The sequence below is a fragment of the Streptomyces sp. NPDC023541 genome, from assembly GCF_055559995.1.
On sequence record NZ_JBVHJO010000012.1, the window covers coordinates 135,300 to 150,824 of the forward strand.

At 73.7% G+C, this 15,525-nt stretch carries 12 protein-coding genes; 9 read left to right on the forward strand and 3 right to left on the reverse strand.

Translation table 11 applies throughout. The features are described from left to right. Positions 1-19: 19 nt before the first annotated feature. Positions 20-613 carry a histidine phosphatase family protein gene (locus tag ACZ3X1_RS27065; RefSeq protein ID WP_362624330.1) on the reverse strand — a complete coding sequence of 198 codons (594 nt, stop codon included), beginning with the start codon at positions 611-613 and terminating at the stop codon, positions 20-22. Between the two features lie 68 nt (positions 614-681). Here ACZ3X1_RS27065 and ACZ3X1_RS27070 point away from each other — a divergent pair, with 68 nt between their 5' ends. The 5 genes from ACZ3X1_RS27070 (at position 682) to ACZ3X1_RS27090 (ending at position 5,300) form a co-directional block, all read left to right on the forward strand. Next, positions 682-1,440, forward strand: a complete 759-nt coding sequence (locus ACZ3X1_RS27070) for a YoaK family protein (RefSeq protein WP_356811391.1) — start codon at positions 682-684, stop codon at positions 1,438-1,440. A gap of 26 nt (positions 1,441-1,466) precedes the next feature. Further along, entirely contained in the window at positions 1,467-1,946 is a 480-nt protein-coding gene (locus ACZ3X1_RS27075; protein ID WP_030657485.1) for an Lrp/AsnC family transcriptional regulator, read from the forward strand. Positions 1,947-1,991: 45 nt separating this feature from the next. Next, entirely contained in the window at positions 1,992-2,687 is a 696-nt protein-coding gene (locus ACZ3X1_RS27080; RefSeq protein WP_467281275.1) for an HAD family hydrolase, read from the forward strand. A gap of 82 nt (positions 2,688-2,769) precedes the next feature. Beyond that, positions 2,770-4,134, forward strand: a complete 1,365-nt coding sequence (locus ACZ3X1_RS27085) for a cytochrome P450 (RefSeq protein WP_356811393.1) — start codon at positions 2,770-2,772, stop codon at positions 4,132-4,134. Between the two features lie 65 nt (positions 4,135-4,199). Next, positions 4,200-5,300, forward strand: coding sequence for an FAD-dependent oxidoreductase (locus ACZ3X1_RS27090; RefSeq protein ID WP_467281323.1), 1,101 nt, complete (start codon positions 4,200-4,202; stop codon positions 5,298-5,300). 32 nt (positions 5,301-5,332) lie between these two features. On the opposite strand, the gene mltG is transcribed toward ACZ3X1_RS27090, so the two are convergent. Further along, positions 5,333-6,175 carry an endolytic transglycosylase MltG gene (mltG, locus tag ACZ3X1_RS27095; RefSeq protein WP_467281277.1) on the reverse strand — a complete coding sequence of 281 codons (843 nt, stop codon included), beginning with the start codon at positions 6,173-6,175 and terminating at the stop codon, positions 5,333-5,335. Positions 6,176-6,238: 63 nt separating this feature from the next. Further along, the gene (locus ACZ3X1_RS27100) at positions 6,239-8,101 is read right to left on the reverse strand and encodes an ABC transporter ATP-binding protein (RefSeq protein ID WP_356811395.1); all 1,863 of its coding nucleotides are present in this window, start codon (positions 8,099-8,101) and stop codon (positions 6,239-6,241) included. 131 nt (positions 8,102-8,232) lie between these two features. Between ACZ3X1_RS27100 and ACZ3X1_RS27105 the strand changes: the two genes are divergently transcribed. The 4 genes from ACZ3X1_RS27105 to ACZ3X1_RS27120 all read left to right on the forward strand — a co-directional run bounded on the left by ACZ3X1_RS27105 (position 8,233) and on the right by ACZ3X1_RS27120 (position 15,523). Further along, a complete protein-coding gene (locus ACZ3X1_RS27105) occupies positions 8,233-8,685 on the forward strand; it encodes a MarR family winged helix-turn-helix transcriptional regulator (RefSeq protein WP_362624340.1) in 453 nt (150 codons plus the stop codon). A 40-nt stretch (positions 8,686-8,725) separates the two neighbouring features. Then, entirely contained in the window at positions 8,726-11,662 is a 2,937-nt protein-coding gene (locus tag ACZ3X1_RS27110; protein ID WP_467281280.1) for an FAD-binding and (Fe-S)-binding domain-containing protein, read from the forward strand. Positions 11,663-11,822: 160 nt separating this feature from the next. Further along, on the forward strand, positions 11,823-13,745 hold the full coding sequence (locus tag ACZ3X1_RS27115; protein ID WP_467281281.1) for an ABC transporter transmembrane domain-containing protein: 1,923 nt from the start codon (positions 11,823-11,825) through the stop codon (positions 13,743-13,745). Further along, complete coding sequence (locus tag ACZ3X1_RS27120) at positions 13,742-15,523, forward strand: ABC transporter ATP-binding protein (RefSeq protein ID WP_356811399.1); 1,782 nt, start codon at positions 13,742-13,744, stop codon at positions 15,521-15,523. The genes ACZ3X1_RS27115 and ACZ3X1_RS27120 overlap by 4 nt, the downstream gene beginning before the upstream one ends. Positions 15,524-15,525: the final 2 nt, after the last annotated feature.

A 15,525-nucleotide genomic window follows, 5' to 3' on the forward strand; every position in this document is an offset into this window, starting at 1 on the left:
GAGGCGAGAGGGGCGCGGCTCAGGGGCGGGTGTTCCAGCCCGCGATCACCGGGAGGCCGTGTTCGGTCGAGAGCGTGCTGACGGTGCCCGTGCGCAGCAGGAAGAGCCGCCCCTGCTCGGGCTCCAGGCGCAGGTAGCGGGCGGTCAGGACACGCAGGAAGTGACCGTGGGCGACGAGCACGACGTCGCCGTCGTCCGCGCGCAGCGCGGGGGCGGCCCGGGCCAGAACCCGGTCCGCGCGGGCGCCCACCTGGGCGGCGCTCTCGCCGGGGTGGTCCGCGTCGCCGGGCGGGACGCCGTGGGTCCACAGGGACCAGTCGGGCGTGGTCCGGTGGATCTCCACGGTGGTGATGCCCTCGTAGCCGCCGTAGTCCCACTCGTACAGGTCGGAATCGATGCCCGCGCCGGGGAGTCCGGCGAGCTCGGCGGTGGCGACGGCCCTTCGCAGCGGGCTGGTCAGCACCAGGGCCGGGCGCCGGCCCTGGAAGTAGGGCGCCAGGGAGATGGCCTCCTCGACCCCGCGCGCGGTCAGCGGTACGTCGGTGCGGCCGGTGTGCCTCCCGTTGGCGCTCCAGGCGGTCTCACCGTGTCTCACCAGCAACAGGTCACTCACCCTCCGGACCCTATGCCTTCCGGCATGTCGGCACCGCAGGACCCGGCGGGCGTGTCACTGTCGGGCTCATGGACGAGAAGCGGAAGGCCGCTGCGACGGCCGGTTCGCGGCTCCCACCGCACATGCCGGCGCTGATGGTCGCCCTGACCGCCGTGACCGGGGTGATCGAGGCGGTGAGCCTGCTCGGGCTCGGGCCCGCCTTCACGGCGATGCAGACCGGCAACGTGCTGTTCCTGGCCTTCGGTGCCGCGCAGGCGGGCAACCTGCCGACGCTGCCCGCCGGGATCTCGCTGGGCGCGTTCGTCTTCGGGGTGGTCTGCGGCTCCCATCTGGAGTCCGTGACGGAGTCGCGCGGGCGGCGCTGGTTCGTCATGGGCCTGATCGTCGAGGCCGGGCTCATCCTGGCCGCCGCGGCCGCGGCCTGGGGGCTGGCCCCGCAGTACGGGTCGCCGACCGCGCGGCACCTGGCGGTGATGGCGGTCCTGGCGGTGGCGATGGGCATGCGCAACACCACGATCATGCGGGCGAACGTGCCGGGGGTGCCGACGACACTGGTCACCCGGTCCATGACGGCCTTCCTCGGAGGCTCCGCCATGGGGCGCGACGCCGTCTACGGATACGGGACGGCCGGCTGGAAGCTGCGCGGACTGTCCGTGCTCGCCATGTTCACCGGCGGGGCGCTCGGGGCGCTGCTGATCCGGGCCGGCTGCGCGGTGGGCCGGCTGCTGCTGCCGACCGCCGTCGCGGTGCTGGTGGTGGGCCTGGCCTATCGGGGGCAGGCCGCGCTGCACACGGGGCAGACCCCTGGCCGGGAACGATCGCGCTGAACTATGCCATTGGTAAAGTCCCAGGCATGGCGGTGGACGAGCTCGACACCAGAATCCTGCGCCTGCTGATCGAGCAGCCGCGCACCAGCGTCCGCGAGTACGCCCGGATCCTTGGTGTCGCGCGCGGCACCCTGCAGGCCCGGCTGGACCGGTTGGAGCGCACGGGTGTGATCACCGGCAGCGGTCCGGTGCTCTCCCCCGCGGCGCTGGGGCACCCGGTGCTGGCCTTCGTGCACATCGAGGTCACCCAGGGCCATCTGGACGACGTGGGCGACGCGCTGGCCGCCGTACCGGAGATCATCGAGGCCTTCTCGATCACCGGCGGCGGGGACCTGCTGACACGCGTGGCGGCCCGGGACAACGCCCATCTGGAGGACGTGATCCAGCGGCTGATCCAGCTCCCCGGCGTGGTCCGCACCCGGACGGAGGTGGCACTGCGCGAGCGGGTGCCGCACCGGCTGCTGCCGTTGGTCGAATCGGTGGGGAGGAACGCCCGCAAGACCTGACAGGATGGCCGAGACGGGGCGGGACAGGCAGGACGGGCACATCGGATGATTTCCGTCATATTCGATCTCGACGGCACCCTCGTGGACAGCGAGCCGAACTACTACGAGTCCGGCCGCCGCACGCTGGAGCGGCACGGCGTCCCCGATTTCACGTGGGAGCAGCACTCCCGCTTCATCGGCATCGGCACGCTGGAGACCTTGGAGGTCCTCAGGGACCGTTTCGGGATCGGGGCGCCGGTCGAGCAGCTGCTCGCCGAGCAGAACGCCGCCTACCTCGACCTCGCGCGCACCCGGACCGAGGTCTTCCCGCAGATGCGGGGGCTCCTCGAACGGCTGCACGCCGAGGGGGTGCCGATGGCCGTGGCCTCCGGTTCCTCGCGCGAGGCGATCGACGCCGTACTGGCGGGCACCGGCCTGGACGCGCTGCTGACCACGGTGGTGTCCGCCGAGGAGGTCGCCCTGGGCAAGCCCGCTCCGGACGTGTTCCTGGAGGCGGCCCGCCGGCTGGGCGCCGAGCCGGCCGACTGCGTGGTCGTGGAGGACGCGGCGCCGGGGGCGCGGGCCGCCCGCGCCGCGGGCATGGGGTGCGTCGTGGTGCCGTACTCGCCGGACATCGCGGACGACCCGGCCTTCGCGACCGCCGGGCTCCTCTTCCGGGGCGGGCAGAGGGAGTTCAGCGCGGACGCCGCGTACGGGTGGCTGACCGCACGCGCCGCGCGCACGGCACACGGGACCGGCTGACGGCGGCCGGGGGGGCGGGGCGGGCGGCAGCACGTCGGTCCTGTCCCTGGTGCCCAGCGGGCGCGGCTGTCACCATGCCTGCGTGACCGCGACCCTGCACCCGGGCACCCGCGGCGGCGGCCCGCGCCGCTGGCCCCTGCTCGGGAACCTGCCCGCCTTCGCCCGCGATCCACTGGCCTTCTTCGAGTCGTTGCGCGACGACCACGGGGACTGGGTGCCCTGGTCCCTGGGCCCCCGGCGCAACGTGCTGGTCTCCCTCCCCGAGCACGCCGGTGAACTGCTCGGCGCCGTCGAATCCACCTTCGAGCCGAGCGAACTGGGCTGGGCCTTCCGCCAGTTGCTGGGCAACGGGGTGGTGGTCGCCACCGGGGACGACTGGCGGCGCAAGCGCGCCCTGGTCCAGCCGGCCGTACGGCCGCGGCAGGTGCGCTCGTACGCCGCCACGATGGTGGAGTGCGCGGACGCACTGGCGGGCGGCTGGCAGGAGGGCGACCGGATCGACGTGCACGCGGAGATGGCCCGCCTGACCCAGCGGATCGCCGTGCGCACGCTGTTCGGCAGTGACGCCGCCGGCCGGGAGGCGCCCATCAGCGCGGCGATGGCGACGGCGCAGCGCGAACTGGGGGCGGAGTTCCGCGGGCTGACGCTGTTCCTGCCGCCCTGGGTGCGCACTCCCGGACGGCGCCGCATGCGGGAGGCGGTGGCGGTCCTCGACCGGGAGATCGAGCACGTCATCCGCGAGCACGAGGCGGCATCGGCGGCCGGTGCGGAACGTGACGACCTGCTCAGCCGGCTGCTGGCGGCGCGCGACGAGCACGGCGGGCCGCTGTCCCGAAAGGAGCTGCGGGACGAGTCGATCACCCTCTACATCGGCGGGCACGAGACCACCTCGACCACTCTGACCTGGGCCTGGCAGCTGCTGTCGGGGGCGCCGGAGGTACGGGCCCGGCTGACGGAGGAGCTGGACCGCGTGCTCGGCGGGCGGCTGCCGACGTACGACGACTACGCGCTGCTGCCGTGGACCCGGCAGGTGGTCAAGGAGACGCTGCGGATCTATCCGCCGATCTGGCTGATCTCGGCGGTGGCCAGGCAGGGCGCGACCCTCGGCGGGCGCCCGGTGCCGGCGGGGACCTCGGTGTGGACCAGTCCCTGGTCGGTGCACCGCGACCGGCGGTGGTTCCCGGACCCGGAGGCCTTCCGGCCCGAGCGGTGGGACGCCGACGCCCCGCAGCCGGTGCCCGAGCACGCCTGGTTCCCCTTCGGCGGCGGCCCGCGGGCCTGCCTGGGCGCCCGGTTCGCGCTGGTGGAGGCCGCGCTCGTACTGGCCGTACTGGGACAGCGGTTCCACCTGGACAGCGGGAGCGAACGCGCCGGGGTCTTCCCCGGCCTCACGCTCCAGCCGGACCGGCCGGTGCGGGCCGCACTGCGCCGGCCCACCCGGCGCTGAGGGGGTCCGGGGACGGCGGGAAGATCCCGCGACCGCCGCAAGTTGGTAGAACCGTGAACGAGCTGATGTGGAACGCGGGTGCGGACGCGGACGCCGACGGGGGCGTGGCCGTGGACGTGGTGGTCGTCGGCGCCGGGCAGGCGGGCCTGTCCAGCGCGTACCACCTGAAGCGGGCAGGGCTCGACCACGTGGTCCTCGACCACGCACCCCGCCCGGGAGGGGCCTGGCAGTTCCGCTGGCCCTCGCTCACCTACGGCAAGGTCCACGGCATGCACGCCCTGCCCGGCATGGAGCTGACCGGCGCCGACCCGCTGCGACCGTCGTCGGAGGTGGTCGGGGAGTACTTCGCCGCCTACGAGGACCGCTTCGGCCTGCGCGTACGGCGCCCCGTGGACGTCTCGGCGGTCCGCGAGGGTGACGGCGGCCGGCTGCGCGTGGAGACCTCCGCCGGCGTCTGGTCGGCGCGGGCCCTGATCAACGCCACCGGGACCTGGGACCGGCCGTTCTGGCCGCGCTACCCCGGGCAGGAGGCGTTCCGCGGCCGCCAGCTGCACACCGCGGACTACCCGGGGCCGCGGGAGTTCGCGGGTGCGCGGGTGATCGTGGTCGGCGGCGGCACGTCGGCGGTCCAGCACCTGCTGGAGATCGCCGAGGTGGCGGCGGAGACCACCTGGGTGACGCGGCGGCCGCCGGTCTTCCGCGACGGCGGCTTCGGCGAGGCCGAGGGGCGGGCCGCGGTGGCCCTGGTGGACGACCGGGTGCGCCGGGGGCTGCCGCCGCAGAGCGTGGTCAGCGTGACGGGCCTCCCGCTGAACGAGGCCGTCCGGGCGGGCCTGGCCTCGGGCGTCCTGGCCCGCCGGCCCGTCTTCGACCGGATCACCGCCACGGGCGCCGCCTGGGCCGACGGCAGCCGTGTGGACGCGGACGTCATCCTTTGGGCCACCGGCTTCCGTGCGGCGGTCGACCACCTGGCCCCGCTGCGACTGCGCGAGCCGGGCGGCGGTATCCGGGTCGAGGGGACCCGGGCCGTGCGCGACGAGCGGATCCACCTGGTCGGCTACGGGCCGTCGGCGTCGACCATCGGCGCCAACCGCGCCGGCGGGGCGGCGGCCCGCCAGGTCCGCCGCCTGCTGACCCGCGAGCGAACCGCCACGCCCGTGCCGTGATCCGGCCGGGCGGGGGCCGCACCGGCACCGGTTCACCCGGGGCGCGGGCCCGCGTGGGCGCGGTGCTTGTTGAACTCCGCCACGTGCTTCTTGTGCTCCTCGTACGTCGCCGAGAAGCGGGTGTCCCCCGGCTTGACGGTGACGAAGTACAGCCAGTCGCCGGGCGTCGGCGCGACCGCCGCCGCCATGGCCTCCAGGCCCGGGCTGTCGATCGGCGTCGGAGGCAGGCCCTGGCGTTCGTACGTGTTGAAGGGGCTGTCGATCCGGGTGTCGCTCAGCGTGGTCTCGACGGTGCGGCGGTTGAGCGCGTAGTGGATGGTGGAGTCCATCTGGAGCGGCATCGACTTCGCGAGCCGGTTGTACACCACCCGGGCGACCTTGCCCCTGTCGGCCGGGGTCTCGGCCTCCGCCTCGATGATGCTGGCCATCGTGGCCGTCTGGTACGGGGTCATCCCGTGGGCCTTGCCGCCGTCGGCCACCGCCCTGGTGGCGAGCTTCTCGTTGGCCGTGCGCACCATGTGGGCGAGGAGCGCGGCCGGGGTGGTCTTCGAGGTCACCGGGTACGTCGCGGGGAAGAGGTACCCCTCCGGGTTGCCCTTGGCCTCGGCGGGCAGGGCCAGTCCGGCGGTGGCCACCGCCGACTTCGCGGATCCCGGCGGGAGCTTCAGTGCGCGGTCGACCGCGGAGTACACCTGCGTCGCGCGCCAGCCCTCGGGGATCACCAGCCGGCGTGGCTCCTCCGGCTCTTGCCCACCCCGCAGGACCGGGATCAGGACTGCCGCTCCGATCGCGAGCAGTACGCCGAGGAAGAGCGCCAGTCGGCCCCGGCGGGTGAGCCGGGATCGGGCCTGGGGCGGCCGGTACTCATGACTCATGCCGGAACGCTAACCCGCAGACCGCCACATTTCCGACATCCAGCCCGAGCGCCGGTCATATGGTCACACGTTCACCGGAGCCAGCTGCGCGTCCTCGGGCGGCTCGGGTGTGAGCGCGGCGTTCCGGTCCCGGCGGACCAGGGCCGCGTAGCGGCCGTCCGCCTTCAGGAGCTCCTCGTGGGTGCCGCGCTCGACTATGCGGCCGCCGTCGAGGACCACGATCTGGTCGGCGTCGCGCACGGTGGACAGGCGGTGCGCGATGGTGATGGTGGTGCGGCCCGCGGACAGGTGGTCGATGGCCTGCTGGACAGCGTGCTCGGTACGCGTGTCGAGGGCACTGGTGGCCTCGTCGAGGATGAGCACCGGCGGGTCCCTCAAGATGGTGCGGGCGATGGCCAGACGCTGCTTCTCGCCCCCGGAGAAGCGGTAACCGCGTTCGCCGACCAGGGTGTCGTATCCGTCGGGCAGGGACGCGATGTGGTCGTGGATCTGGGCGGCGCGGGCCGCCTCGGCGATCTCCTCGTCGGTGGCGTCAGGCTTGGCGAAGCGCAGGTTGTCCGCGACCGAGGCGTGGAAGAGGTAGGTCTCCTGGGAGACCACCCCGATGGAGCGGGCCAGCGAGTCGAAGTCGAGGTCGCGCACGTCCACCCCGTCGATGGCGACCCGTCCGCCGCTCACGTCGTAGAGCCGCGGCACGAGGTAGCTGAGGGTGCTCTTGCCGGAGCCCGTCGGGCCGACCACGGCGAGGGAGCCCCCGGCGGGGACGGTGATGTCGATCCCCGAGAGGGTCGGGCCGTTCTCGGAGTCGTAGGTGAAGTGCACGTCCTCCAGGGCGACCTCGCCCTTGGCCCGCTCCAGCCGGACCGGTTCGGCGCGTTCGGTGATGTCCACCGGCAGGTCGAGGTACTCGAAGATGCGGGCGAACAGCGCGAGCGAGGTCTGTATCTGAACGCCGGTCGACAACAGGCTCACGGCGGGCCGGAAGAGCCCCTGCTGGAGGGTGACGAAGGCGACGAGGGTTCCGACGGACAGCGAGGGGGCGCCGGTCTGCAGGGCGACGCCGGCGGCCCAGTAGATCAGCGCGGGCATGGCGGCCATGACGATGCCGATGGTGGACATCCGCCAGCGCCCGGCCATGCTGGAGCGCACCTCCAGGTCGACGAGCTTCTCGGACTCCGCGGAGAAGGCGGCGGTGAGCGACTCCGAACGGCCCATGGTGCGGCCGAGCAGGATGCCGCTGACCGAGAGCGACTCGGTGACCGTCGCGGCCATGGCGGCCATCTGCTTCTGCCGCTGCGTCGTGATCCTCTTGCGCTCGTGGCCGACCCGCCGGCTGATCCACACGAACACGGGCAGCAGGAGCAGCGAGACCAGGGTGAGCCGCCAGTCGAGCGCGAGCATGGCGACCACGGTGGCGATGACGGCCGTCAGGTTCGAGACGAGCGAGGTCGCGGTGGAGGTGACGGTGGCCTGCATGCCGCCGATGTCGTTGGCGATGCGGGACTGCACCTCGCCGGTGCGGGTCCGGGTGAAGAAGGCGAGCGGCATCCGCTGGAGCTGGGCGTAGACGGCGGTGCGAAGGTCGTGCATGACACGCTGGCCCACGGTGGTGGATATCAGCGTCTGGAGCACGCCGAAGACACTGGTGACGACGGCGGTGAGGATCATGCCGAGCGCGAGCAGGCTGAGCAGTCCCGTACGGCCCTGCGGGATCGCGACGTCGAGGATCTCCCTGAGCAGGAACGGCGAGGCGACGCCGACCAGCGAGGAGGCGCAGACGAGCAGGCCGACGACGGCGAGCCGGCCGCGGTAGGGCCGGAAGAGCGCGACGATCCGGCGCAGCTCCCGCGGCTGCTCCGCCGGGGCGGGGCGGCTCGGATCCAGGGGGTCTTTCGATGGGGTCCACTTCGGTTCGTCGTGAGGCATGGGCACCCTCTCGGGGTCGGGGGACGGGGGTCGGGGTCTTCGCGGAGCCGCTCCGCGGAGGCCGGCGCCATTGGAGCATAGGTCATTGTTACCTATGCTCACAATGAATGGGGTCCTGATATCGTTCCCGCATGAGCTCCGCCTCCGACACCGATCGCCTCCTCGCCGAACAGCTCCTGCGCCTGACGCGCAGGCTCCACCGGATCCAGAAGCGCCACATGGTGCCGCTCGGGATCACTCCCGCCCAGAGTCGGCTGCTGCGCCTCGTCTCGCATTACGAGGGCGAGCAGCCGCCCCGGATGGCGGACCTCGCCGCCCGCCTGGAGGTCGTCCCCCGTGCGGTGACCACCCTCGTCGACGGCCTGGAGGCGGCCGAGTGCGTGCGGCGCGTGCCCGACCCGGCGAACCGCCGCGTCATCAGGATCGAGCTCACCGACAGCGGACGCGCCACGCTGCGCCGTCTGCGCGACGCGCGGACCGACGCGGCGGAGGAGATCCTGGCTCCGTTGACCGCCGACCAGCGCGAGGTGCTCGGCGGTCTGCTGAACGCCCTGTCGGACGCCCCGGCGGAGCGCACCTGCTGAACAGGCCACCCGCGGGCCGCGACGAGGCGAGGGGTCCCACATGCCGCTGCTGGAACCGGAGCCGGGGGCCCTGCGCCCGCGCGGCGCCGGCGGCCCCTCCCCCGACCGGGTCCCTGCGCACCGCGCCGCCGGCACACCGGAACCCCTGCGCACCGAGCTGACCGAGCTGCTGGGCGCCGACAAGGTGCTGTGGAAGGTCTCCGACCTGGTGCGCTACGCCTCCGACGCCTCCCCCTACCGCTTCGTGCCCCAGGTCGTGGTGATCGCCGAGGACATCGACGACGTCTCCGCGGTCCTCTCCTACGCCCGCGGCCGGCGACGCGAGGTCGTCTTTCGCGCCGCCGGGACCTCGCTGAACGGCCAGGCCCAGGGCGAGGACATCCTGGTCGACGTACGCCGGCACTGGGCCGGCGTCGAGGTGCTGGAGGAGGGCCGGCGGGCCCGCGTCCGGCCCGGCACCACCGTGCTGCGGGCCAACGCCGCGCTGGCCCGCCACGGCCGCGTCCTCGGCCCCGACCCGGCCAGCGCCATCGCCTGCACCGTCGGCGGGGTCGTCGCCAACAACGCCTCCGGGATGACGGCGGGCACCACGCGCAACTCCTACCGCACGCTGTCCTCCCTCACCTTCGTGCTGCCCGGCGGCACCGTGGTGGACACCGCCCATCCGCTGGCCGACGGGGAACTGGCGCGCGCCGAGCCGGCCCTGTGCCGCGGACTGATGGAGATCAAGCGGGAGATCGAGGCCGATGCCGCCCTGGCGGCCCGGATCCGCGCCAAATACGAGATCAAGAACACCACCGGCTACCGGCTCGACGCCTACCTGGACGGCAACACCCCCGTCGAGATCCTGCGGGGCCTCATGGTCGGATCGGAGGGCACCCTCGGCTTCATCTCGGAGGTAGTCTTCGACACCCTCCCCCTGGACCGCGAACTGTGCACCGCCCTGCTCTTCTTCCCCTCGCTGCCCGCCGCGGCCGCGGCCGTACCCCGCTTCACCGAAGCGGGTGCCCTGGCCGTGGAGCTGATGGACGCGAACACCCTGCGGGCCTCGGTCAGCGTCGAGGGGGTGCCCGCCGACTGGGCCGCCCTGCCCGGGACGACGACGGCCCTGCTCGTGGAGTTCCGGGCTCCGGACGCGGCCGGCCGGGACGACTGCGCACGCCGCGCGGCGGCGGCCCTCGACGGCCTCGACCTGGTCGCCCCGGTGCCTTCGATCACCAACCGCTTCACCAGCGACCCGCGGACCATCAGCGGCTACTGGAAGGCCCGCAAGGCGTTCGTCACCGCCGTCGGCGGCGCCCGCGCCCGCGGCACCACGCTGATCACCGAGGACTTCGCGGTGCCGCCGTCGCGGCTGGCCGAGGCGTGCGCGGCGCTCCTCGAACTGCAGGCGGGGCACGGCTTCGACGCGGCCGTCGCCGGTCACGCCGCGCACGGGAACCTGCACTTCCTGCTCGCCTTCGACGCCGCGGACCCCGCCGACGTCGAGCGGTACGGCGCCTTCATGGAGGCCTTCTGCCGGCTCACCGTGGAGCGCTTCGACGGCTCCCTGAAGGCCGAGCACTCCACCGGCCGCAACATGGCCCCCTTCCTGGAACTGGAATGGGGCCCCGAGGCCACCGCCCTGATGTGGCGCACCAAACGGCTCGTCGACCCGGCCGGGGTGCTCGCCCCGCGGGTCCTCCTCGACCGCGACCCGCGGGCCCATCTGCGCGGCCTGAAGACCATCCCGCGGGTGGAGGCGGAGGCGGACCCCTGCATCGAGTGCGGGTTCTGCGAACCGACCTGCCCCAGCGGGGACCTGACGACCACACCGCGCCAGCGCATCGTGCTGCGCCGGGAGATGGTCCGGCAACAGCCGGGCTCGCCCGTGCTGGAGGGACTGCTCGGCGCCTACGGCCACGACGCGGTCGACACCTGCGCGGGCGATTCCACCTGCCGGCTCGCCTGCCCGGTCGGGATCGACACCGGGGCGCTGATGAGGGACTTCCGCCACCGCCGGCACGGTCCGCGCGAGGAGGCGGCCGCCGCGCTGGCCGCCCGGCACTTCCGCACCGTCGAGGCCGCCGCCCGGATGGCCGTCGCCACCGCCGGCCGGATCCCCGACCGGGTCGGGGACCGGCTGCTGGAAGCGGTCACCGGGGCCGTGCGCAGGGCCGTACGACCGGACCTGGTGCCGCGGTGGCTGCCGCAGATCCCCGGCGCCGCCGCCAGGGAACTGCCCGTGACACGGCGGTCGGGCGCCGCGGCCGTCTACTACCCGGCCTGCGTCAACCGGATCTTCGGCGGCCCGGCGGGCCGGCCCGGGCCGTCGCTGCCGCAGGCCCTGGTGGCCGTGTCGGAGCGGGCGGGCAAACCGGTGTGGATCCCCCGCGACGTCACCGGCACCTGCTGCGCGACGATCTGGCACTCCAAGGGCTACGGGGAGGGGAACCGGCTGATGGCCGACCGGATCGTCGAGGCGGCCTGGGGCTGGACGGCCGGCGGGCGGCTGCCCCTGGTCGTCGACGCCTCCTCCTGCACCCTGGGCATCGCGCGGGAGGTGGTCCCGTACCTGACGCCGGACAACCGGGCGCTGCACGAGGAGTTGCGGATCGTCGACTCCGTCGTGTGGGCGGCGCAGGAGCTGCTGCCGCACCTGGAGGTCCGGCGCAGGGTGGGCTCGGCCGTCCTCCACCCCACCTGCTCGATGCGGCACCTGGGCGACGAGCCGCAGCTGCGGGCGGTCGCCGAGGCCTGCGCCGACGAGGTGGTGGTCCCGGACGACGCGGGCTGCTGCGCTTTCGCGGGCGACCGGGGCATGCTGCACCCGGAGTTGACGGCCGCGGCGACGGCGCGGGAGGCCGCGGAGGTGACCGCGCGGCCCTTCGACGCCCACCTGTCGGCGAACCGGATGTGCGAGGTGGGCATGGACCGGGCCACCGGACGCCGCTACTACTCGGCCCTGCTCGAACTGGAGCGCGCCACCCGCCCGTGAGCGCCGGTGCGTGCGACCCCCGCGACCAGGCATCGAGCCGGAGCCGGCGTGCGCAAACCTCTTTTTCTCGGCTTCCGATGGACGGAAAATCGATTGCCCGACGCCGGTCCGGAAGGCGAACCTTGCACGGTTTGGACCACTCGACCAGTCATGGGGCGTCATGCAGATCAGCGATCTTCCGTATCCGGATCCGGGGATGCCCGACGCTCGTTCCGGCCCCCGTTTCCTGCTGTGGCTGGGACGTGGTCAGCTCGGCGGACAGCTCAAGAGCCTCGCCTGGGGGATGCTGCACTTCGGCGGGGTGGCCGGACTGCCGTACGCCGTGGGCCTGGGCGTCGACGCCGTCGTCGACCGCGAGCCGAACCGGCTGCTGCTCGTCGGCGCCCTGCTCGTCCTGATCGGCGTCGCCATCTCCGTGGGCGATGCCATGCTCCACCGCACCGCCGTCACCAACTGGATCACCGCCGCTGCACGGGTGCAGCAGCTCCTCGCCCGCAAGACCGCCGAGCTGGGCTCCGCCCTGACCCGCCGGGTCGCAGCGGGTGAGGTGGTCGCGGTGTCCACCGGCGACGTCGAGAAGATCGGATGGTTCGTCGAGGCGGTCTCCCGCTTCCTCGCAGCCGTCTTCGCCATCGTCCTGGTCTGTGTCGGCCTGGTGTTCTACGCCCCCGAGCTCGGCGTGGTCGTCGCCGTCGGCGTGCCGCTGATCGCCCTGGCCTCGCTGCCGCTGCTGCCGCGGGCCACCCGACGCGCCGACGTCCAGCGGGAGAAGGCGGGCAAGGCGACCGAGCTGGCCTCCGACACCGTCGCCGGCCTGCGCGTGCTGCGCGGCATCGGCGGCGAGGAGCTGTTCCTCGGCCGGTACCGCGAGGCCTCGCAGGAGGTCCGCAGGGCCGCCGTGCGCAGCGCCCGGATGTGGGCGCTGATCTCGGCGATCCAGGTGGTGCTCCCGGGCCTGCTGCTGATCACGGTCGTCTGGTACGGCGCCTCGCTGGCCCTGGACGGGCGCATCGCGGTGGGTGAACTCGTCGCGGCGTTCAGCGCGGTGGCGACACTGCTCTACCCGCTGCGGCACTTCGAGGAGATCGCCATGGCGTACTCCTTCTCGCGGCCCTCCGCGAAGCGGGCGGCGCGGGTGCTGTCGCTGACGCGGACGGACCCGGCGCAGCGCCCCGCGCAGGCCGGGCCGCCGGTCGGGGAACCGGCCGCGGGCGGGGACATGTACGACCCGCGGACCGGACTGCTGGCGCCCGCCGGCCGGTTCACCGCCGTCGTCTGCGGGGACCCGGACCTGGCGGGCCGGCTGGCGGAACGCCTCGGCGGCCATGCCATGGAGGAACAGGACCGGGACCGGAACGGCGAGGGGAACCGGGACGGCGACCGGGACCGGGACGGCGAAGGGAACCGGGACGGCGGCCGGGACCGGGACGGCGAGGACGGTCCTTCGGTGCTCCTCGGCGGGGTCGCCCTGGACGACCTCGAACTCGACACCGCCCGCAGGCTGGTCCTCGTACAGGACAAGGATCCGGTCCTGCTCTCCGGGACACTGCGGGAACTGCTCGACGTACCGGCCTCCGGGGCGGTCGAGCCGGGCGCCGCTCTGGCGGCCGCCCAGTGCGCGGACGTACTGGACGCGCTGCTGCAGTCGGCGCCGGACGGGGTCGACGACCCGATGGACGCCCGGATCACCGAGCGCGGCCGGTCCCTGTCCGGCGGCCAGCGCCAGCGTCTCGCGCTGGCCCGGTCCCTGGTCACCGACCCGGAGGTGCTCGTGCTCGACGAGCCGACCTCGGCGGTCGACTCGCACACCGAGGCACGGATCGCGGACGGCATCGCGGCTCTGCGCGGCGGACGGACCACGGTCGTCCTGGCGTCCTCGCCGCTGCTGCTGGACCGCGCGGACCGGGTCGTGCTCATCGACGGCGGCACCGTGGCGGCGGTGGGGACACACCGCGAGCTGCTGCACCGCGAGCCGCTCTACCGGGCGGTCGTCACCCGCGAAACGGACGAGGAGCAGCGGCTCGCCGAACTCGGACTGACAGAGCTGGAAGAAGTACTCACAGAGATCGAGGAATCCGCATGATCGGCGTGGCGCCACCGGAATACGATCCGGCGGCCCCCGAAACGGCCGCGACCCTGCCCGTGGGCACGCCGGCGACCGTACGGGGCTATGTGCGCGACCTGTTCCGGCGCCACCGGCGGCCCTTCCTGGTGCTGGTGGGCGTCAACGCGGTCGCGGTGATCGCCTCCATGGTCGGCCCGTACCTGCTGGGCCGGGTCGTGGACGATCTCGCGGCGGGGGCGCGCGAGCTGCATCTGGAGCGGATGGCGCTGCTGTTCGCGCTGGCGCTCGCCGTGCAGACGTTCTTCGTGCGGCTGGTACGGCTGCGCGGGGCGATGCTGGGCGAGGAGATGCTCGCCGATCTGCGTGAGGATTTCCTGGTGCGGTCGGTGGGGCTGCCGCCGGGCGTGTTGGAACGGGCCGGCACCGGCGACCTGCTGTCGCGGATCACCACTGACATCGACCGGCTGGCCAACGCGATGCGTGAGGCCGTGCCGCAGCTGGCCATCGGCGTGGTGTGGGCGGGGCTGCTGTTCGGGGCCCTCGCGGTGACGGCGCCGCCGCTGGCGCTGGCCGCGCTCGTCGCGCTGCCGGTCCTGGTGATCGGCTGCCGCTGGTACTTCCGGCGGGCGCCTTCGGCGTATCGGTCGGAGGCGGCGGGCTACGCCGCGGTCTCGGCCGTGCTCACCGAGACGGTGGACGCGGGCCGCACGGTCGAGGCGCACCGCCTGGGTCCGGAGCGGATCGCCCGGTCGGAGCGGCGGATCAAGGAGTGGACGGCGTGGGAGCGGTACACGCTGTTCCTGCGGACCGTCCTCTTCCCCGTCATCAACGTCACCTTCGTGACGATCCTCGGCTCGGTGCTGCTGATCGGCGGATACTGCGTGCTGCAGGGCTGGATGTCGGTGGGGCAGCTGACCACGGGCGCGCTGCTGGCGCAGATGCTGGTGGATCCGATCGGCCTGATCCTGCGCTGGTACGACGAGCTGCAGGTCGCCCAGGTGTCGCTGGGCCGCCTGGTGGGCGTGCGGGAGATCGAACCGGACGCGGGCGACGCGAAGGTGGCGCCAGACGGCCGGGACGTCCGGGCCCAGGAGGTCCGCTTCGGCTACCGGGAGGGCGTGGACGTCCTGCACCAGGTGTCGATGTCCGTGCCGCCGGGCACCCGGATGGCGCTCGTCGGCCCCTCGGGCGCGGGCAAGTCCACGCTGGGGCGCCTGCTGGCGGGGATCTACGAGCCCCGCACCGGCGAGGTCACCCTCGGCGGGGCCCGGCTGTCGCGTATGCCGGCGGAGCGGGTGCGTGAGCACGTGGCCCTGGTCAACCAGGAGCACCACGTGTTCGTGGGTTCCCTGCGCGACAACCTCCGTCTGGCGCGGACGGGTGCCGAGGACGTCGAGCTGTGGGCGGCGCTGGGCGCGGTGGACGCGGACGGCTGGGCACGGGCGCTGGAGGGCGGCCTGGACACCGAGGTCGGATCCGGCGGTACGCCGCTCACCCCGGCGCAGGCCCAGCAGGTGGCGCTGGCCCGGCTGGTGCTGGCGGATCCGCACACGCTGGTGCTGGACGAGGCCACCTCGCTGCTGGACCCGCGGGCCGCACGGCATCTGGAGCGCTCGCTGGCCCGGGTGCTGGACGGCCGTACGGTCATCGCGATCGCCCACCGGCTCCACACGGCCCACGACGCGGATGTGATCGCGGTGGTCGAGGGCGGTCGGATCAGCGAACTCGGCTCGCACGACGAGCTGGTCGCGGCGGACGGGGCGTACGCGGCGCTGTGGCGGTCCTGGCACGGCTGATC